The organism is Microtetraspora sp. NBRC 16547 (assembly GCF_030268965.1).
Lineage (GTDB): Bacteria > Actinomycetota > Actinomycetes > Streptosporangiales > Streptosporangiaceae > Microtetraspora.
On sequence record NZ_BSSE01000003.1, the window covers coordinates 449,351 to 469,277 of the forward strand.

Here is a 19,927-nt window from a genome sequence, read left to right on the forward strand (position 1 = left end):
GGTTCGTGCACGTAGTGGACAAGGTTTGTTATTCTGAGAGCCCGTGGGCATGGCGGCCGCCGCACCGGGCGGCCGGGGATCACAACGACCACGGGAGCCACTCTTGCGCAGCGCCGCACACACCAAGCATCTGTTCGTCACCGGCGGCGTCGCCTCCAGTCTGGGCAAGGGGCTCACCGCCTCCAGCCTCGGACGCCTCCTCAAACTGCGTGGCCTGCGGGTCACCATGCAGAAGCTCGACCCCTACCTCAACGTGGACCCGGGCACGATGAACCCGTTCCAGCACGGTGAGGTGTTCGTCACAGACGACGGAGCCGAGACCGACCTCGACGTCGGCCACTACGAGCGGTTCCTCGACACCGAGCTGCACGGCTCGGCCAACGTCACGACCGGCCAGGTCTACTCCAACGTGATCGCCAAGGAGCGCCGCGGCGAGTACCTCGGCGACACCGTCCAGGTCATCCCGCACATCACGAACGAGATCAAGGACCGCATCCGCGGCATGGCGGGGCCGGACGTCGACGTGGTCATCACCGAGGTCGGCGGCACGGTCGGCGACATCGAGTCGCTGCCCTTCCTCGAGGCCGTCCGCCAGGTCCGCCACGAGGTGGGCCGCGACAACGTCTTCTTCCTGCACGTATCGCTGCTTCCGTACATCGGCCCGAGCGGCGAGCTGAAGACCAAGCCGACCCAGCACTCCGTGGCAGCATTGCGCAGCATCGGCATCCAGCCCGACGCGATCGTCTGCCGCTCCGACCGGCCGATCACCACCAGCCTCAAGCGCAAGATCAGCCTGATGTGCGACGTGGACGAGGACGCCGTCGTGTCCGCCGTGGACGCCGCCTCGATCTACGACATCCCGAAGGTGCTGCACGCCGAGGGACTCGACGCGTACGTCGTGCGCCGGCTCGGCCTGCCGTTCCGCGACGTGGACTGGACCCAGTGGGACCAGCTCCTGCGCCGGGTGCACCGCCCGGCCAAGGAGGTCACGATCGCCCTGGTCGGCAAGTACATCGACCTGCCCGACGCGTACCTCTCGGTCACCGAGGCGCTGCGCGCCGGCGGCTTCGCGAACGACGCCAGGGTCAACATCCGCTGGGTCAAGAGCGACGACTGCGAGTCCCCCGAGGGGGCCGCGCGTGAGCTAGACGGCGTCGACGGCGTGCTGATCCCGGGCGGGTTCGGCGTGCGCGGCATCGAGGGCAAGCTCGGCGCGATCCGGCACGCCCGCGAGAACACGGTCCCGCTGCTCGGCATCTGCCTGGGCATGCAGTGCATGGTGATCGAGGCCGCGCGCAACCTGGCCGGCGTCGAGGACGCGGGCAGCACCGAGTTCGACCCGGAGACCCCCGCCGCGGTGATCTCCACGATGGCCGACCAGGAGGACGTCGTCTCCGGCGAGCGCGACATGGGCGGCACCATGCGGCTCGGCCTCTACCCCGCCAAGCTGTCCGAGGGCTCGCTCGCCCGCCAGCTGTACGGCAAGGCCAAGGTGGAGGAGCGGCACCGGCACCGCTACGAGGTGAACAACTCCTTCCGCGAGCGCCTGGAGAAGGTCGGCATGGTGTTCTCCGGCCTCTCGCCGGACGGCCGCCTCGTCGAGTACGCCGAGCTCGCCAACGACCAGCACCCCTTCTTCATCGGCACCCAGGCCCATCCCGAGTTCCGGTCCCGGCCGACCCGGCCGCACCCGCTGTTCAAGGGGCTGATCGGCGCCGCGCTCACGTACGCCGACGCCCGCGGCGCCAGCGTGAAGGCGGGCCGGGCCAAGTGAGGATCGAGGACGTCGCGGAGTCGTGGGAGGTCACGGACTCCAAGGAGCGGTTCGCCGCTCGGGTGATCTCCGTACGGACCGACACGGTGCGGATGCCGGGCGACGAGACGGCCGACCGTGACTATGTCGTCCACCCCGGTTCGGTGGCGGTGCTCGCCATCGACGAGGACGACCGGGTGCTGATGATCCGCCAGTACCGCCACCCGGTGCGGCGCCTGCTCTGGGAGCTGCCCGCCGGGATCAGGGACGTGCCGGGCGAGCCGCTGGTGGACTGCGCGGCCCGCGAGCTGGCCGAGGAGGCGGGCTACCGCGCGAGCACATGGCACACGCTGGTCGACATCTACACCTCGCCCGGCATGTGCGACGAGCGCATCCGGATCTTCCTGGCCCGGGACCTGTCCCCGATCCCGGAAGAGGAGAACGACTACGTCCACCGGCACGAGGAGATCGACATGCCGGTGGAGTGGGTTCCCCTGCAGGAGGCGGTGGAGAAGGCGATGGCGGGAATGATCCACAATTCCCCGGCCATCGCCGGTATCCTCGCCGCGTACGCCGCTTCCGCCGACGGCTTCAAGGGGCTCCGTCCCGCCGACGCGCCGGAGGCCTGAGTCCGTAGGTAGGGGGATGTCCTGAGCGAGACGGAGGCCGTGCTGTCCAGCTACCTCGCCCATCTGGCGGTGGAGCGGGGCCTGGCCGCCAACACGCTTGCCTCCTATCGGCGTGACCTGCGACGTTACGTGGACCATCTCCGGTCGCGCGGGCTCGACACCTTCGCCGACGTGGGCGAGTCCGACGTCGTCGCCTTCCTGACGGCGCTGCGGGAGGGCGACGACGAGCACCCGGCGCTGGTCGCCAGCTCGGCCGCGCGGGCCGTGTCGGCCGTGCGCGGCCTGCACCGGTTCGCGCTGCGCGAGGGGGTGGCCGGCCACGACCCGGCGCACGAGGTCCGGCCTCCGCGCCAGCTCCGCCGACTGCCCAAGGCGATCACGGTCGCCGAGGTCGAGCGGCTCATCGCCGCCTCCGGCCCCGAGGACTCCCCGCTGGCCCTCCGCAACCGCGCCCTCCTGGAGGTCCTGTACGGCACCGGCGCCCGCATCTCGGAGGCGGTCGGCCTCGCCGTGGACGACGTGTCCCTCGGCGCGCCGTCCGGCGGCGCGGAGGACGGCGCGGAGGACCAGGTCCGGCTACGCGGCAAGGGGGGACGGTCCAGGATCGTCCCCCTCGGGCGGTTCGCCCGCCAGGCACTCGACGCGTACATGGTCAGGGCGCGCCCCCAGATCGCCGCACACGGCCGCGGCACCTCCGGCCTCTTCCTCAACGCCAGGGGCGGCCGGTTGACCCGTCAGGGGGCCTGGGAGGTCCTCCAGCAGGCCGCGGAAAGGGCCGGACTTTCCGGAGTTTCGCCGCATATGTTGCGGCATTCGTTCGCAACGCATCTCCTTGACGGCGGAGCTGACGTTAGGGTTGTCCAGGAGTTGCTCGGCCATGCCTCGGTGACCACCACCCAGGTGTACACCTTGGTCACGGTCGACAAGCTCCGTGAGGTTTACGCGGCCACGCACCCCCGTGCCCTGCGCTGAAAGGCGGCCGAATATCACCCGGAAGGGCGCGGCGCCTTGCCGCATACGTGCCAAGCCTTTAAATTCGGTCGAGTTCGTGACCGTCAGGGAGGTTCATCAAGGTGACTGCGACCACTGATGCTACGTGGACCGCGGGGACCCCCGGCGGTGAGATCGGACCCACCGGTCGGCCCCGTCCGGTGTTCCCGGACCCCAACCCGCCGGAAACCCACGGTCCCGCGCGCATCGTCGCGATGGTGAACCAGAAGGGCGGCGTCGGCAAGACGACCACCACGATCAACCTGGGCGCGGCGCTCGCCGAGGTCGGGCAGCGGGTCCTCCTCGTGGACTTCGACCCGCAGGGCGCGCTGTCGGTCGGCCTCGGCATCGACCCGCGCCCGCTCGAGATGACGATGTACGACCTCCTCATGGAGGAGCCCGACGTCACCGCCGAGGACGTCCTGCTCGACACCACGGTCGAGGGCATGGACCTGCTGCCGAGCAACATCTTCCTGTCCGGCGCGGAGATCAGGCTCGTCAACGAGGTCGCCAGGGAGTACGCCCTGCAGCGGGCGCTCGAGCCGCTGCTGCCGCGCTACGACATCTGCCTGATCGACTGCCAGCCGTCGCTCGGCCTGCTCACCGTCAACGCGCTGACCTGCGCGCACAGCGTGATGATCCCGCTGGAGTGCGAGTTCTTCGCCCTGCGCGGCGTCGCCCTGCTGATGGAGTCCATCGGCAAGGTCCAGGAGCGGCTCAACAAGAACCTCGCGATCGACGGCCTGCTCGCCACGATGTACGACCCGCGCACGCTGCACGCCCGGGAAGTCCTCCAGACGATCATGCAGGGCTTCGGCGACAAGGTCTTCCACACGGTCATCAACCGGACCGTCCGCTTCCCCGACGCGACTCTCGCGGGTGAGCCGATCACCCAGTTCGATCCCGGCTCCATGGGAGCCAACGCGTACCGCGAGCTGGCCCGCGAGCTGCTCGCGCGGTGGCCCGCCCGCGCCTGAGAGCCCGGCCCGACGGCTGATCCGGCCTCCTGATCCCGCCCGCGGATCGGTCCACGGGAAGCGGCGGTGTGCGGGACAATGGGCGGCGTGACCGAGCAGCCCGCCATCGCGTTCCAGGTGCACCTGGACGTCTTCGAGGGCCCTTTCGATCTGCTGCTCGGGCTGATCTCCAAGCACAAGCTGGACATCACCGAGGTGTCCCTGCACAAGGTCACCGACGAGTTCATCTCCTACATCCGGTCCCGGGGCCCCGAGTGGGACCTCGACCAGACGAGCCGCTTCCTGCTCGTCGCGGCGACCCTCCTGGACCTCAAGGCGGCCCGGCTGCTGCCCACCGGCGAGGTCGAGGACGAGGAGGACCTCGCACTTCTGGAGGCGCGTGACCTGCTGTTCGCCCGGCTCCTGCAGTACCGCGCGTACAAGGAGGTCGCCAAGGTCTTCTCCGCCCGCATGGCCGAGGAGGCGCTGCGCTTCCCCCGCCTGGTCCCGATGGAGCAGCGGTTCGCCAACCTGCTGCCGGAGCTGATCCTCGGCATCGGGCCGGAGCGGCTCGCCAAGATCGCCGTCAAGGTCTTCACGCCCAAGGCCCCGCCGACGGTCTCGGTGACCCACATGTATCAACCGCTCGCCAGCGTCCGCGAACAGGCCGCTATCCTTGTCGAGCGGCTCAGGCTGGCCCGCACGGCCACCTTCCGGTCGCTGACCGCCGACTGCGCGGGCACGTTCGAGGTCGTCGCGCGTTTCCTGGCCGTCCTGGAGCTGTTCAGGGAGGCCGCTGTCTCCTTCGAGCAGCTGGAGCCTCTGGGCGATCTGTACGTGATCTGGACCGGCGCCGCCGATGGGGACGTGACCGTCGGCGACGACTACGACGAGGGCAAGAGGGCCGCCGATGAGTCCGAGTGAGTCCGAGCGCGCCGACGACGCGACGGTCGCGGCCGAGCCCGGCCTCAGGTCCGCGATCGAGGCCATCCTCCTCGTCGTGGACGAACCGGTCGCCGAGGTGACGCTCGCACAGGTCCTTGAGCGCCCGACCGGGGAGGTGGCCGCCGTCCTGCGTGATCTCTCGGCGGAATACACCGCCGCCGGGCGGGGTTTTGACCTCCGGGAGGTCGGCGGCGGCTGGCGCTTCTACACGCGGGTGGACTACGCCCAGGTGGTGGAGCGCTTCGTCCGCGACGGCCAGCAGGCGCGGCTCACGCAGGCCGCGCTGGAGACCCTCGCCGTGGTCGCCTACCGTCAGCCGGTCAGCCGGGCCAGGGTGGCGGCGGTCCGCGGCGTCAACAGCGACGGCGTCATGCGAACGCTCGTGGCGCGCGGCCTTGTGGAGGAGGCCGGCACCGATCCGGAGAGCCAGGCCGTGCTCTACCGGACGACGAGTTACTTCCTGGAGAGGCTGGGCCTGCGGGACCTCGGCGAACTGCCGGAGCTCGCTCCCTTCCTCCCCGACGATGTGGAAACCCTAGAGGAGCAGAAGTAGTGGACAGCAGGCGTACCCCGTCCGGTGATGGACGCGGTCGGAGCCGGAGCACCGGCGGGCGCGGCACGCGAGGTGGATCCCAGGGCGGATCACGCGGTGGATCCCAGGGCGGATTCCGGGCCGGCCGCGGTGGCGGGTTCCGTTCCCAGGAACCCCGTTCTGACAGATACGGCGACCGCGAGCGCCGGAACGACGACGATCGCGGAGGCTCCTTCCGGTCGAACGAGCGCGGGGCCGACAGAGGGACCGACAGAGGCGCGGACCGCAGGGCCGACAGAGGCGCCGACCGCGGCGGCGATCGTGGCGGCTCCCGCGAGTTCAGCCGCGACCGGGGCCCCGCCGGATCCGGCCGGGGCGAGCGCGGATCCTTCCGGGCCGGGCGGAACGGTTCCGCCGGTGGATACGGCAGGCCGGCCGGTGACCGGAGCCGGGACGGCGACCGCTTCCGCGACCGTGACTCTCGCGGTGGTGACTTCCGGAGCAGGGACTCGCGCGACCGTGACTCCCGCGACCGTGACTCTCGTGACTTCCGAGACTCGCGTGACTCACGTGACCGCGATTTCCGCGACAGGGACTCCCGGGATTCCCGCGGCCGTGACTTCCGAGACCGCGATTCCCGGGACCGTGACTCCCGCGAGCGCGGATCCGGTGACCGTGACGGGCGTCCGTCCGGCTCCCGAGGCCGGTACGGCAGGCCCGAGGGCGGCGGCCGGCGTGAAGGTGACCGCCGCGAGGGCGAGCGCCGGGAACGCCGCGACGAGGTACAGACCATCGGACGTGTCGGCGGCGGCGACAGGGGCGGCTCCCGTGGCCGTTTCGGCAGGGACAGCTCCCGCCGCGAGCTGCGCGGCGGTCAGCGCACCGACTTCCGTACCGGCCCGGCGAGCGGCAGGGCGGGTGCCAGGTCGGGCGGTCGCGACATGGCCCCCGGCGAGAACCCGTTCAAGAGCGCCAGGCAGCCCCGACGGGACCCGGACTTCTACGAGCCCGGCTACACCGACGAGCGCGACACCACCGAGGTGCCGGGCGGCGTCCGGCTGCAGAAGGTCCTCGCGCAGGCGGGAGTGGCCAGCCGCCGCGCCTGCGAGGAGATGATCGGCGACGGCCGGGTGACGGTCGACGGCCAGGTGGTCCGCCGCTTCGGCGCGCGGGTCGATCCGGCCAAGCAGATCATCCACGTGGACGGCAAGCGCATCCCGACCGCCGCCGACCTCGTCTACTTCGCGTTCAACAAGCCGATCGGCGTGGTGAGCACGATGGAGGACCCCGAGGGCCGGCCGTGCCTGCAGGACTACGTCCAGGAACTGGCACCCCGCCTGTTCCACGTCGGACGGCTGGACACCGAGACCGAGGGCCTGCTGCTGTTCACCAACGACGGCGAGCTCGCCCACCGGCTCACCCACCCCAGCTACGGCGTCAAGAAGAAGTACTGGGCGAAGGTCCCCGGTCCGATCCCGCGCGACCTGCACCGGGTGCTGCGCAAGGGCGTCGAGCTCGAGGACGGTCTGGCGAAGGTGGACGAGTTCCACATCGTGCAGGAGCACGCCCAGCAGGCGCTGGTCGAGGTCGTCCTGCACGAGGGGCGCAAGCACATCGTCCGCCGGCTGCTCGAGGAGACCGGCCACCGCGTGCTCGACCTGGCCCGCATCGAGTTCGGCCCGGTGAAGCTGGGCCGGCTGAAGCCGGGCACGGTGCGCGCTCTCACCCTGCAGGAGGTCGGCGACCTCTACGCGGCGGTCGGCCTGTAGCCTGTCCGGACGACAGACGACGGCGGCAGCGGTGCCAGGTGTGCGGCCAGGCGCGGTGGAACGAGAAGGGGACGACATGGTGCGGGCGGTCCGGGGAGCCATCCAGGTCGACGGTGACGATCGTGCGTCGATCATCGCCGGGACGACGGAGCTGGTGGCCGAGGTGATGGCGCGCAACAAGCTCACCACCGACGACGTCATCAGCGTGATCTTCACCGCCACGCCCGACCTGACGGCGGAGTTCCCCGCGCTGGCCGCGCGGAAGCTGGGCTTCCACGACGTGCCGCTGCTGTGCGCGAGCGAGATCGACGTGCCGGGCGCCCTGCCGAGAGTGGTCCGGTTGATGGCCCATGTGAACACCGACCGGCCCCGGCAGGAGATCCAGCACGTCTATCTCCGGGGCGCTGTCGCCCTCCGGGTGGACATCGCCCAGTAGCCGCCCAGTAGCCGCCCGGCGGGCCGACATGGCCGGCCTCGGGCTCCCGAGGGGCGCAAAAGCCCCTCGGGTGAAGCAAGCACCATAAGTTGGACCAGGTATCGCCGCCGGGTGAGATTGCACGGAACGCCTCGGGTAGGACGAGCCTGGCGACAAGCACCTGGCAGGGCGTCCGGCCACGCGGACCCCTTACGACACGGCACAGTAGGGCAGCACCATGACTCCCATTCAGGACGGCACGATCGGCAGCGTCGTCGTCGTCGGCACCGGTTTGATCGGCACATCCGTCGCGCTGGCGCTCCGCCAGCGGGACGTGCGGGTCTACCTCGCCGACCGCGACGCGGGCGCCGTGCGGCTGGCGCGGGAGCTCGGCGCGGGAGAGGAGTGGACGCCCGGCGCGACCGCCGACCTCGCGGTCATCGCCGTGCCGCCGCAGTTCGTCGCTCCCCAGCTGCTCGACCTGCAGAAGAACGGCGCGGCCCGGTACTACACCGACGTAGCGAGCGTCAAGGCGCTCCCGGCGGCCCAGGCGGAGGAGATCGGGTGCGACCTGACCACCTTCGTGCCGGGCCACCCGCTCGCGGGCCGCGAGCGGTCGGGGCCGGCCGCCGCCCGTGCCGACCTGTTCCTCGGCCGTCCCTGGGCCCTGTGCCCCACCGCCGACACGTCGGCGGAGGCCGTACGGACCGTCCAGGAGCTGGTCGCGCTCTGCGGGGGCAACGCCGTCACGGTGGAGGCAGCCGAGCACGACCGCGCAGTGGCGGTCGTCTCGCATGCCCCGCACGTGACCGCGGCCGCCGTGGCCGCGCGACTGGCCGAGGCGTCGGACACGGCGCTCGGGCTGTCCGGTCAGGGCGTGCGCGACGTCACCCGCATCGCCGCGGGCGACCCGTCGCTGTGGACCGGCATCCTGTCCGGCAACGCCGCACCGGTGGCGGAGGTGCTCGAACGCGTGGCGGCCGACCTGGCCGCGGCCGCCCGCTCGTTGCGCGAGTACGCCGGGGAGGGCTCGGCCGTCGCCGAGGTGACCGACCTGCTCACTCGCGGTGTCCTGGGCACCGGCCGGATCCCCGGCAAGCACGGAGGTCCGGCCCGCACCTACGCGGTGGTCCAGGTCGTCATCGGCGACCGGCCGGGCGAGCTGGCCCGGCTGGTGCAGGCGGCGGGCGAGACCGGGGTCAACATCGAGGACATCCGGCTCGAACACACGCCGGGGCTGCCTCTCGGCGCCGCGGAGCTGTACGTCCAGCCGGAGGCGGCAGCGGGACTCGCCGAGGCGCTGCGCGCGGGCGGCTGGCAGGTGCCCTGAGGGGCGGGCACCCCCGGGCTCTCCGAGAGGGGGGCACGACGCCGGGGCCGGTGCCCTGAGCGCCTTCTCAGCCGATGCTTCGCGGATCCCGTCCTCAGCGCGTCGTGATCGTGTCCGGAGCGCTGTCCGATGCGCGGGGGATCGGCGAGTGCCGGTACTCTCGGGGGCGGAAATCGTCGGAGTGCATCTTGACGCGCTCTTGAGGCAGAGGAGCGATCGTGTCGGGTCTGGTCGTCGCGATGGACGGGCCTTCCGGGTCGGGCAAGTCGAGCGCGTCGCGCGGGGTCGCGCGGGCTCTGGGGGTGCGTTACCTCGACACCGGCGCGATGTACCGCGCGGTCACCTGGTGGATGCTCCGGCAGGGCGTCGACCTGGCCGACCCGGAGGCGATCGCGAGCCGATCGGGTGAGCCGGAGCTGGTCATGAGCACCGATCCGGACGCCCCGGGCGTCACCGTGGACGGCGTCGACGCCAACGGGCCGATCCGCACCGCGGAGGTGACACGGGCCGTCTCGGCCGTGAGCGCCGTCCCCGAGGTGCGCGCCCGGCTGGTCGCCCTCCAGCGGGAGATCATCGCGGCCTCGCTGCCCTCCGGCGGCATCGTGGTGGAGGGGCGCGACATCGGCACCGTGGTCGCTCCGGACGCCACGGTCAAGGTCTTCCTGACCGCGAGCGCCGACGCCCGCGCGGCGCGCCGTACGGCCGAGCTGTCCGGCACCACGGTGGAGGCGCAGAAGGCCGAGATGGCGCGGCGGGACACGCTGGACTCCACCCGGCGGGTGGACCCGCTGGCGAAGGCGGCCGACGCCGTCGAGCTGGACACGACGCCGCTCGACCTCGACGAGGTGATCGCCGAGGTGCTGCGGCTGGTCAAGGAACGAGCCTGAGCTCGGGAAGGGCCGGAACACCCGGTCTCGAAGAGCCGACGGGCAAGAAGCGAACCTGATCCTCTCCGGATCGGGAGAGGAAGCGATGAGCAGGGACGTGACGGGGGAGTACGGGGACGAGGCCGGCTGGATCGAGGCCGAGCTCGCCGATCTCGCCGAAAACGAGGCCGACGAGACGTCCGACACCGGGCCGCTGCCGGTCGTGGCCGTGGTGGGCCGTCCCAACGTGGGCAAGTCCACGCTGGTCAACCGCATCATCGGCCGCCGAGAGGCGGTCGTCGAGGACGTGCCGGGCGTGACGCGGGACCGGGTCACCTACGAGGCGACCTGGCGGGGCCGCCGGTTCACCCTGGTGGACACCGGCGGCTGGGATCCGGACGCCACCGGCATGGCGCTGCGGATCGCCGAGCAGGCGCAGATTGCGGCCGAGTTGGCCGACGTGATCTTGTTCGTGGTGGACGCGAGCGTCGGCGTGACCGACTCGGACGAGGCGGTCGGCGGTGTGCTGCGCCGTTCCGGCAAGCCCGTCGTGCTGGCCGCCAACAAGGTGGACAACCAGCTCATGGAGCTGGAGGCGAGCGGGCTGTGGTCGCTCGGCCTCGGCGAGCCGTACCCCGTGTCGGCACTGCACGGCCGGGCCAGCGGCGACCTGCTCGACGTCGTGCTGGACGCGCTGCCCGAGACGCCGCCGCAGACGTTCGGCGCGCAGCGGGGCCCGCGTCGCGTGGCGTTGCTGGGCAAGCCCAACGTCGGCAAGTCCTCGCTGCTGAACAAGGTGGCGGGCGAGGAGCGGGTCCTGGTGGACCCGATGGCGGGCACCACCCGCGACCCGGTCGACGAGTTGGTCGAGCTGGGCGGCCGGACGTACCGCTTCGTCGACACGGCCGGCATCCGCCGCCGCGACCGCGAGCTCAAGGGCGCCGACTTCTACGCGGCGATGCGCACGCGGGCCGCGCTGGAGCGTTCGGAGGTCGCGATCGTGCTGATCGACGCCTCCGACGTGCTGACCGAGCAGGACCTGCGCATCATCAGCCTGGTGATCGAGTCCGGCCGGTGCATGGTGGTCGCGTTCAACAAGTGGGACCTGGTCGACGAGGACCGGCGCTACTACCTGGAGAAGGAGATCGACCGGCAGCTCGTCCGCACGCCGTGGGCGCTGCGGGTCAACATCTCCGCCAAGACGGGCCGGCACGTCGAGAAGCTCACCCCGGCGATCGAGCGCGCGCTCGACTCCTGGGGGACGCGGGTGCCGACCGCCCGGCTCAACCAGTTCCTCACCGAGCTGGTCCAGGCGACGCCGCCGCCGGTGCGCGGCGGCAAGCAGCCGAAGATCCTCTTCGCGACCCAGGCGTCCACCGAGCCGCCGAAGTTCGTGCTCTTCACCTCAGGCTTCCTGGAGGAGACCTACCGCCGGTTCATCGAGCGCCGGATCCGCGAGGAGTTCGGCTTCGCCGGATCTCCGATCGAGGTCACGATGAAGATCAGGGAAAAGCGCAAGGACAAGTGACGTCCGAGGCGGAGCCGGTGGTAGGGCCAGCCCTACCACCGGAAGGCCGGTGGGCAGGCTCGTTCACGCGAGCGGGAAATTCTAGTTTGATTGGCATGCGACGACTACTGCGCCGCCTGGCGGCCGACACCAACTATCTGCTGCTGGGTCTTCCTCTCGCGGTCGCCGGCTTCTCCGTGGTCACTGTCGGCCTGTCGGCCGGATTCGGCATGCTGGTCGTCGTGCTCGGCCTCCCGGTGCTGGCGACGACGGCCCTCGCGGCGCGGGGCCTCGGAGACATCGAGCGGGTCAGGATCGCCAGGGTGCTGGGCACCGAGCCGGTACGGCCGCGCTACCCACAGGCACCGCCGGGCGCGGGGTGGCTGCGCCGTACCGTGACGCCGCTCATGGCCGGGCAGCCCTGGCTCGACGTGCTGCACGGCTTCGTGGTCTTCCCCGTGGCGATCTTCACTTTCTGCGTGTCCGTGACGTGGTGGGCGATGGCGGTCTGCGGGCTGCTGTATCCCCTCTACGGCTGGATCCTCTCCAACATCCCGGGCAATCATGGGCTTCCCGAACTGCTCGGGTTCGGCAGCGGATACGCCGTCGACTCCGCCTTCTACCTCCTCGTGGGCGTGATCTTCGCGATCACGCTCGTGCCGGTCGTCCGGGGCCTCGCCGTACTGCAGGCGAGCGTGGGGAAGGCGCTGCTGACCGGAGTGGCGGAGCTGCAGGAGCGTATTGAGGGGCTGACCGAGGGCCGCAACGCCGCCGTCCACGCGGAGGCGGACGCGCTGCGCCGGCTGGAGCGCGACATCCACGACGGGCCGCAGCAGCGCCTGGTACACCTGGCGATGGAGCTGTCGCGGGCGCAGCGGGAGCTGCAGCGGGACGCGACCGCGGCGCACGAGACCATCGGCCAGGCGATCACCGCGACCCGGGAGACCCTCGACGAGCTGCGGGCGCTCTCGCGCGGCATCGCCCCGCCGATCCTCGCCGACCGGGGGCTGGCCCCCGCGCTGGCCGCCCTGGCCAGCCGCTGCACCGTACCGGTGGAGCTGGACGTGCAGGTGGCGGAGCGGTTCCCCGCGCTGGTGGAGAACACCGTCTACTTCCTGACCGCCGAGGCGCTCACGAACGTGGCCAAGCACAGCCGGGCCACATCGTGCTCGGTGACCCTGACCAGGATCGGGGACTCCCTGCTGCTCACCATCGGCGACGATGGGGTCGGCGGCGCGCACGTCGCCAAGGGACACGGCCTGGCCGGCCTCGCCGACCGGGTTCGCGTGGTCGAGGGTGAGCTGACCGTAAACTCGCCGGCCGGTGGGCCGACGCTGATCGTCGCGGAGGTGCCGTGCGGGTAGTCGTGGCCGATGACGCCGTCCTGATCCGGGAGGGCCTGGTCCGCCTGCTGGAGGAGTTCGGCTGCGAGGTGGTGGCGGCGGTCGGCACGGGCGAGGAGCTCGTACGGGCCGTCGTCGAGCTGCGGCCGGACGTCTCCGTCGTGGACGTGCGGATGCCGCCGTCCTTCACCGACGAGGGGCTGCGGGCCGCCGTCGAGGTCCGGGAGAAGGTCCCCGGCGCGCCGGTGTTGATCCTGTCCCAGTACGTCGAGGTCTCCTACGCCGACGACCTGCTGGCCGACGCCCGCGGCGCGGTCGGCTACCTGCTCAAGGACCGGGTGGTCGACGTCGAGGAGTTCATGGAGGGGCTGCGCCGGGTCGCCGGGGGCGGCACCGTCTTCGACCCCCAGGTGGTCGCCCAGCTCATGGTGCGCCGCCGGAGGGACGACCCGCTGGCCTCCCTCACCCCGCGCGAGCGCGAGGTGCTCGGCCTGATGGCGGAGGGCAGGTCCAACCCCGCCATCAGCCGCCACCTGGTCGTCACGGAGGGCGCGGTCGAGAAGCACATCCGCGGCATCTTCCAGAAGCTCGGCCTGCACGCCGAGGACGCCGACCAGCACCGCCGCGTCCTGGCAGTGCTGGCCTACCTGCGTTCCTGACCGCGCCTTCGCCGTGCCCTCCCGGCGCTCTCCCCGCCCGCGCTCTCCCCGCGTCACGCCGGGTGGTTGCCCGCCGGGCCGCCGACGTCGTACGGCGTGGTGACGTTCTCGTAGGCGAGGTGGAACTCCATGCCCTGGGCGGCGTGGGCCAGGTCGTGGCAGTGGGACATCCACAGGCCGGGATTGTCGGCCACCAGGACCACCTCCCAGACCTCGCCCGGCTCCACGTCGAAGGTGTCCATCCGCAGGCCGCCCGCGGGCACGCCGTTCCTCGACACCACCTGGACGTGGTGGCCGTGCGGATGCATGGGATGGGTGGACCCGCTCCGGTTGACCACGGTGATCCTGACCGTTTCGCCCTGCCGTACGACCGGGGTCGGGATGTGCGGCCACGCCTTGCCGTTCACGGTGTAGCCGAGCTTCGGCACCCCGTCGACCAGCGCGAGGGTCCGGTCCAGCACCCAGGTGATGTGCCGGTCAGCGTGGCCGGGCAGCGGCGTGCGGGAGCCGTACGTGGCGATGTCGAGCAGCGGGCCGGACGCGGGCACGGGCGGAGCCGCCGTCGCGGCGCCGGTGCCCGTGCCGGTGAGCAGCAGGCCGGGATGGCCGTCCGCGGACAGCAGGACCGGTCCCTCCGGCATGGTGAACGCCAGGTCGTAGCGCCCGCCCGCGGCCAGGTGGAGCCGCCGCCCGGTCAGTTCGGTCGCCCCGGGTACGTCGCCGCCGTCCACCGCCGCGACCGTGAACGGCACGCCGGCCAGCCCGACGGTGCGCGGCAGGGTGTCGGTGTTGACCACGCGGAGCCGCACCGGCGTGCCGGGGGGCACTGCCGAGGTGGCGAGCCGGTCAGTGGGGGCGGCGCCGTCGAGGGACATCGTGAGTTGGCCGAAGGTGTGCAGCGCGACCGTGTGGTCCCCGGGGGCGGGCACCGCGGGAGCCCCTGGGGACCGCACGGCCGGATCGACGACGAGCAGCCCGAACAGGCCGCGTGACACGGCGACGCTGGAGTTCTGGTGGCTGTGGTACCAGTAGGTGCCGGCGTCCTCCGCGCGGAACCGGTAGACGTGTGTTCCGCCGGGCCGGACCGCGTCCTGGGTCACCCCGGGGACGCCGTCCTCGCCGGAGGGCACGTCGTAACCGTGCCAGTGGATCGTGACCCCCTGGTCGGGCAGCTCGTTGCGTAGGGTCACCTCGACCAGGTCGCCCTGCCGTACGCGCAGGACGGGGCCGGGAACCCGGCCGTTGAACGACCACGCGTCCAGGGTCTGCCCGGACGGCAGCCGGACGGTGGCGGCCCGCGCCGTGAGCGTGAACCGCCGGGCGTTCTCACCTCGGGGGCCGAGCAGCCGGTTGACGGGCGTGCCGGCGGCCGAGCCGCCGTGCCCCTCGTGCAGGTGTCCGCCCGACCAGCTCGCGGTGACCGCCCAGACGACGGCGATGAGGAGCACGGTCGTGCCCGCGACGTGCCACCGGTCGACCGCGCGCCCGTGCCGCAGGACTCGCCAGGTGATCGCGGAGGCTCCGGTGAACAGCGTCAGCACGGCGACGGCGGCGGGCACGGTGACCGGGTAGGAGACGATCACGCCGCAGACGACGCCCGCCACCGCTCCGTACGCCGCGACGAGCGGGGGGAACGCGACGGCCGGTGAGGGGACGCCGCGCAGCAGCCGGGGCAGACTCACCACCCCGGCGGTCAGCCCGGGAATCGCGACGAGAGGGAGGGCCAGGGTGACCTTCTCGGCGACGAACCACCAGCCCGCCCGGGCGAGGCCGACCGTGACGAGCACCCGGAGGCCGGTCACGACGATCGCCGCGGCGCACAGCGCCGCGGCGACGAGGGAGGTACGGCGGGCCGCACCGGCGTCGCCTGGCCGCCGGGCCGCGGTGAGGGCGAACCCTCCCGCAGCGGCCCACAGCCCGGCGACCAGGACGAACAGGATCTGATCGAGAGCGATCAGCGTGGCGGTGCTCACGCGCTGCCGGCCACCCGCGCCCGGGCGGACGCCGCAGCGGTGGCGGTTCCCTTCATCAGCGCGTGGGCCCCGCGGACCAGGAGGACGGCGACGCCCAGGAGGGCCACACCGTCGAGGGCGTGGAAGCCGAGGACGATCAGGCCGGCCGTGTTGGTCTTGTCCTGAGTGGTGCCGAGCGCCTCGGCGAGCGAGAAGATGCCGAAGAGCTGGACCACGACCAGCAGCAGCGGTGTGATCGCGAGGCCGATCTGCTTGCCGCCGGCCCGGGCGATCGCCGCGACGATCGTGGTCAGCAGTGACAGGACCGGGATGACCATCGTGCCGTTCATGGCGTGATAGTTGATCATGGCGCCCTCGGCGCCCGCCGCCGGGACGGGCCGCTCGAACGCGCCGAACGTGGCGAAGTAGAACTGGGCGAGCACGGAGATCAGCAGCACCACCGTGAACCCGAAGTACGCCTTGCGCATGGGGGGCTCCTCATATGTAGGGAATGGCCCCGGAGGTTCGTGACGGGGCGGTTCGCCCCCAGCTTGCGCTCCCAGGCGTCCCGAACGCATGGGACGCGGGTCCCTGCCGTCCGGGAATCTTGGCGTACGGCCGGTTCTCGGCCGAAGATGGTCACCGGACTCCGCAATCCGATCCACGCCGGAGAGCGGACGTCGAAACCGGCGCCTCGAGAAGTACGAGATGGAGGAGAGCATGGCCGAGGGAGCACACAGGCCCGACATCCAGGCCGCGGCCGACCGCATGGCCGGCAAGTTCGGATCCAGGCGCGAGATCCGCCATCTGGTCGACTACCTCCTGGAGGACGAGGTCGTCGACCAGATGGCGGGCGGCGCCTTCGGCCCCGGCATCGGGCTTGTCGTTCTCACCGACCGGCGACTGCTGTTCGTCAAGGACGGTTTGGTGGCGAAGGTCTCCGAGGACTTCCCGGTGGGGAAGATCTCCTCAGTGCACTGGGAGCCGGGTTCATCGCACGGCACGCTGACCGTGACGTCCTCCGGTGACAAGGCCGAGATCGAACACATCCACAACGACGACGGCGAGCGCATCGCCGACGCGATTCGGCACCGCCTGCCCGGCGCGCGATCCGCCGCCTCTCCGGCCCCGGCCGAGGCTCCCGTCTCCGGGGAGGACGATGTGTTCGAGGCTTTGCGGAAGCTGGGGGAGCTCCGTGACAAGGGTGTGGTCACCGACGCGGAGTTCGAGGCGAAGAAGGCCGAGCTGCTCGCCCGGATCTGACGGCGCTACCCGGTCGCGGCGCGGGGTGGGAGAAGCAGGGCGGTCAGGGCTCCGGCCGCGCACAGGACGGCGGTGATCAGGAAGATCTCGGAGTATTCCGCGTGGAGGGCCGCGTGCACCTTGGCGGTGTACTCCGTGAGCCGCCGGGCGTACTCGGCGGCCTCCACCCCGATCGGGAGCGGCGTGTCGAGGTGGGCGGTGAGCGACTGGAACCGGTGGAACCCCCACGCCGACAGCGCGGCCACGCCGAGCAGCATGCCCATCATCCGGGCCACGACGATCGCCGCCGACGCCACGCCGTGCTGTACGGCGGGCACGACCCGCAGCACCGCCGAGGACACCGGCGCGATGACCAGGCCGAGTCCCAACCCGGCGACGACCAGGTCCACGTCCATCCGCATCCCCGCCGCGGCGAGGTCCAGGGGCCACTGGGAGATCCGGGTGTAGCCGGCCGCGGCGACGGCGAGCCCGCACACCGCGACCGACCGCTCGCCGAACCTCCTGGCCAGCAGGCCGCCGAGGAGCGCCGCGACGGCCAGCGCGACGAGGAACCGGGTGAGGACGAGCGCGCCGCCGACGGTGTCCAGGCCCAGCAGGGTCTGCGCGGTGAACTGCACGTCCACCAGGGTGACCAGCAGCGCGGCCCCGGTGAGGAAGCTCACGCCGAGCGTCGCGAACACGGGGCGCCGCGCCACGCCCGGCGGGTCGAGCAGCCGGACCGGGGAGCGGATCTCCCACCCGACGAACGCGGCGGCCGCGACCAGTCCGGCCACGACGCACGGCACGCCCCACGAGGGGAGTACCGACCTGTCCGGCGAGGGGTTGTACAGCCCGGCGACGAGCAGTCCCAGCGCCACCGCGAGGAGCAGCCCGCCCACGACGTCGATCCTGGCCCCGCCGTACGGCTCCCGCCTGCCGGGGACGCCGCGCTGCACGGCCACCGCCGCGAGCGCGGCCAGGGGGATGTTGACCCAGAAGATGAGCCGCCATCCACCGGTCGGCAGGCCGAGCCAGGCCGTACCGGCGGGGATCACCGAGGCGAGAGCCACGCCGTACAGGGGGCCGAGGACGCTGCCGAGCTCCTGGGCGGCGCCGACCGCGCCCAGGGCCACCGGGCGGGCCCGCTCGTCCCACAGGTCGCCGATGAGCGCCATCGTGATCGGCAGCAGCGCGCCTCCCGCGACGCCCTGCACCGCGCGGCCCGCGACCAGGGCGGGCACGCCCTCCGCCAGGGCGGTGATCAGCGATCCGGCGGCGAACCCGGCCAGGCAGGCATGGATGAGGGCACGCCGGCCGTACCGGTCGGAGAGCCCGCCGAGCAGCGGCATCGCGGCGACGTAGCCGAGCAGGAACCCGGTCACGATGGGTGTCGCCCGCTCAAGGTGGTTCAGCGGGACGCCGGCGTCCCTGGCGACGTCGATGAGCACGGTGACCACGACGTACGCGTCGAGCGCGGCGAGGAGCACGGCGGCGCCGCCGACGCCGAGCGCCACCCGGCGGGCGGCGGGCACGGCGGCGCGGGAGGGAGAGGAGGTCATGCCGTCAGGACGCCGGCAGGGTGATCGTCACCGGGGCGTCGTAGTCGGTGAGGTTCACGACGACCTTGCCTCCGGTGAGTGGCAGCTCCATCTTGACCAGCCGATCGGTGGCCTTGTCGATCCAGACGATGCCGTTGACACCCTGGCTGATCCCGGGGATCAGCCTGGCCAGGATCCGCTGGGGCAGCGTGACCGGAACGCGGTAGGCGTCGGCGCCCGCGACCTTCTCCACGGCCTCGGCCCGGGCGTCGGCGGCGCTGGACAGCAGCTCGGGCACCCCGGTCAGCACGGCCGAGGGGTCGTAGATCGCGACGAGCTCCTCCCGGGTCATCCGCTGGAAGCCGCCGGTCGGGCCCTTGAAGTGGACCGCGTCCCCGGCGAGGACGAACTCCAGCTCCTGCAGGGACCCCATGATGTCGATCCGCAGGGTGCCCTTCGCGTCCCCCTCCTTGGTCAGGCTGCCCTCGGCGTGCTTGACCGACACGGACGGCTTGCCCTCGGTGTCGATGGTGAACGCGACCGTCTTGACCGCCGCCATCGCCGTGGCGGCCTTCTTCATCAGATCGGGGCCGTCGGGCAGGCCGGCCTCGGCCGTCCCGCCGCAGGCCGGTACCAGGAGGACGGCCAGGACGAGCCAGACGGCGCTTGCCAGGCGTCTTGTCAGGAGTCTTGTCACACGCGGATCGTAGCGATCGGCACCCGCCCGGAGCAGCGGCCTGACATATCGGTTTGGAACCACAGCCGGGCGGACGGCCTGGGTAACCCGCTCACGCTCCGGCCGCGGCGGCTCGGCCGCTCAGGAGCCGCAGCCGGGCCGGGCCGTCGGTGATGGCGCTCGCGATGACCGTGCCCGCGGTCCATTCGAGCAGGTGCCTGCCCTCCCACTCCAGCCTGGCGGTGTCCGCGTCGAGCGGCAGGCCGGACAGGTCGGCCTCGCGCAGCCGGTCCAGGGTGAGCTCGCCCCGCTTGACGAGGGCCTCCTTGCGCACCCACTGCCGGATGAGCCTGCGGTTGTCCTGCCCCACCAGCCGAGCCTCGGCGGGCGTGAGCGCGAGGGAGGCGAGGCCCTGGTCGGCCGGGCCGTCCGTGGCGTGCTCGGCGTCCACCCCCACGCGGCCGTGTCCCACGGCCGCGCACACGTATCCGGAGGTATGGGTCAGGCTCACGGAGAGGTCCGGCTCCTCGGCGAGCCACGGCCGCCCGTGCGGCTCGCCGCAGTGGTCGCATCGCTGCACCAGCGTGAGCACGCAGGCCCGGGTGCCGAGGAACTCGGCCGCGCAGTGCCGTACGAGGAGGTGGGCGGCGACGAAGTCGCGCCGGTCGCGCTCCCGGGCGAAGCGCTCGGCCCGGGACCGCTCGGCCTCGGTCAGCGTCCCCCCGACCATGTCGAGCACCTCGTCGGTGTGACCGGCGAAGATCAGGGGGACTGGCATGATCACACCTTATTCGACCATTGTGACCATCACGTGAATCGCGGTTG

At 72.0% G+C, this 19,927-nt stretch carries 19 protein-coding genes; 14 read left to right on the top strand and 5 right to left on the bottom strand.

The window, feature by feature from the left end; all coding sequences use genetic code 11:
* Window positions 1-103: 103 nt before the first annotated feature.
* The 13 genes from pyrG (at window position 104) to QSK17_RS07415 (ending at window position 13,694) form a co-directional block, all read left to right on the top strand.
* Window positions 104-1,774: a CTP synthase gene (gene pyrG, locus QSK17_RS07355; RefSeq protein ID WP_285703681.1), complete on the top strand. Its 1,671-nt coding sequence runs from the start codon at window positions 104-106 to the stop codon at window positions 1,772-1,774.
* Window positions 1,771-2,382, top strand: coding sequence for an NUDIX domain-containing protein (locus tag QSK17_RS07360; RefSeq protein ID WP_285703682.1), 612 nt, complete (start codon window positions 1,771-1,773; stop codon window positions 2,380-2,382). Before pyrG ends, QSK17_RS07360 begins: the two co-directional genes overlap by 4 nt.
* 39 nt (window positions 2,383-2,421) lie before the next feature.
* Window positions 2,422-3,354, top strand: a complete 933-nt coding sequence (locus tag QSK17_RS07365; protein WP_285703683.1) for a site-specific tyrosine recombinase XerD — start codon at window positions 2,422-2,424, stop codon at window positions 3,352-3,354.
* A 152-nt stretch (window positions 3,355-3,506) separates the two neighbouring features.
* Complete coding sequence (locus tag QSK17_RS07370) at window positions 3,507-4,349, top strand: ParA family protein (protein ID WP_285703734.1); 843 nt, start codon at window positions 3,507-3,509, stop codon at window positions 4,347-4,349.
* Window positions 4,350-4,427: 78 nt separating this feature from the next.
* Window positions 4,428-5,252: a segregation and condensation protein A gene (locus QSK17_RS07375; protein ID WP_502889157.1), complete on the top strand. Its 825-nt coding sequence runs from the start codon at window positions 4,428-4,430 to the stop codon at window positions 5,250-5,252.
* Window positions 5,239-5,826 (top strand): SMC-Scp complex subunit ScpB, encoded by a 588-nt coding sequence (gene scpB / locus QSK17_RS07380; protein ID WP_285703685.1) that lies wholly within the window; start codon window positions 5,239-5,241, stop codon window positions 5,824-5,826. Before QSK17_RS07375 ends, scpB begins: the two co-directional genes overlap by 14 nt.
* A gap of 920 nt (window positions 5,827-6,746) precedes the next feature.
* The gene (locus QSK17_RS07385) at window positions 6,747-7,574 is read left to right on the top strand and encodes a pseudouridine synthase (protein ID WP_285703686.1); all 828 of its coding nucleotides are present in this window, start codon (window positions 6,747-6,749) and stop codon (window positions 7,572-7,574) included.
* A 76-nt stretch (window positions 7,575-7,650) separates the two neighbouring features.
* Window positions 7,651-8,010: a chorismate mutase gene (aroH, locus tag QSK17_RS07390; protein ID WP_285703735.1), complete on the top strand. Its 360-nt coding sequence runs from the start codon at window positions 7,651-7,653 to the stop codon at window positions 8,008-8,010.
* A 217-nt stretch (window positions 8,011-8,227) separates the two neighbouring features.
* Window positions 8,228-9,319, top strand: coding sequence for a prephenate dehydrogenase (locus QSK17_RS07395; protein ID WP_285703687.1), 1,092 nt, complete (start codon window positions 8,228-8,230; stop codon window positions 9,317-9,319).
* Window positions 9,320-9,537: 218 nt separating this feature from the next.
* The gene (cmk, locus tag QSK17_RS07400) at window positions 9,538-10,206 is read left to right on the top strand and encodes a (d)CMP kinase (protein ID WP_285703688.1); all 669 of its coding nucleotides are present in this window, start codon (window positions 9,538-9,540) and stop codon (window positions 10,204-10,206) included.
* A gap of 85 nt (window positions 10,207-10,291) precedes the next feature.
* Window positions 10,292-11,713, top strand: coding sequence for a ribosome biogenesis GTPase Der (gene der / locus QSK17_RS07405; RefSeq protein ID WP_285703689.1), 1,422 nt, complete (start codon window positions 10,292-10,294; stop codon window positions 11,711-11,713).
* 95 nt (window positions 11,714-11,808) lie between these two features.
* A complete protein-coding gene (locus tag QSK17_RS07410) occupies window positions 11,809-13,056 on the top strand; it encodes a sensor histidine kinase (protein ID WP_285703690.1) in 1,248 nt (415 codons plus the stop codon).
* Window positions 13,047-13,694, top strand: a complete 648-nt coding sequence (locus QSK17_RS07415) for a response regulator (protein WP_285703692.1) — start codon at window positions 13,047-13,049, stop codon at window positions 13,692-13,694. The genes QSK17_RS07410 and QSK17_RS07415 overlap by 10 nt, the downstream gene beginning before the upstream one ends.
* 53 nt (window positions 13,695-13,747) lie before the next feature.
* Here the strand turns inward: QSK17_RS07415 and QSK17_RS07420 are convergent, their stop codons facing one another.
* Window positions 13,748-15,667 carry a multicopper oxidase family protein gene (locus tag QSK17_RS07420; protein WP_285703694.1) on the bottom strand — a complete coding sequence of 640 codons (1,920 nt, stop codon included), beginning with the start codon at window positions 15,665-15,667 and terminating at the stop codon, window positions 13,748-13,750.
* Window positions 15,664-16,134 carry a DUF6220 domain-containing protein gene (locus QSK17_RS07425; protein ID WP_285703696.1) on the bottom strand — a complete coding sequence of 157 codons (471 nt, stop codon included), beginning with the start codon at window positions 16,132-16,134 and terminating at the stop codon, window positions 15,664-15,666. Before QSK17_RS07425 ends, QSK17_RS07420 begins: the two co-directional genes overlap by 4 nt.
* Before the next feature lie 232 nt (window positions 16,135-16,366).
* On the opposite strand from QSK17_RS07425, the gene QSK17_RS07430 reads away from it, so the two are divergent.
* The gene (locus QSK17_RS07430) at window positions 16,367-16,909 is read left to right on the top strand and encodes an SHOCT domain-containing protein (protein ID WP_285703698.1); all 543 of its coding nucleotides are present in this window, start codon (window positions 16,367-16,369) and stop codon (window positions 16,907-16,909) included.
* A gap of 5 nt (window positions 16,910-16,914) precedes the next feature.
* Here QSK17_RS07430 and QSK17_RS07435 read toward each other — a convergent pair whose 3' ends face one another.
* From QSK17_RS07435 to QSK17_RS07445, 3 genes are all read right to left on the bottom strand, one after another.
* Entirely contained in the window at window positions 16,915-18,447 is a 1,533-nt protein-coding gene (locus QSK17_RS07435; RefSeq protein ID WP_285703700.1) for an MFS transporter, read from the bottom strand.
* A 4-nt stretch (window positions 18,448-18,451) separates the two neighbouring features.
* On the bottom strand, window positions 18,452-19,123 hold the full coding sequence (locus tag QSK17_RS07440) for an LppX_LprAFG lipoprotein (protein ID WP_285703701.1): 672 nt from the start codon (window positions 19,121-19,123) through the stop codon (window positions 18,452-18,454).
* Between the two features lie 91 nt (window positions 19,124-19,214).
* Entirely contained in the window at window positions 19,215-19,880 is a 666-nt protein-coding gene (locus QSK17_RS07445; RefSeq protein WP_285703702.1) for a 4'-phosphopantetheinyl transferase family protein, read from the bottom strand.
* Between the last annotated feature and the right edge of the window lie 47 nt (window positions 19,881-19,927).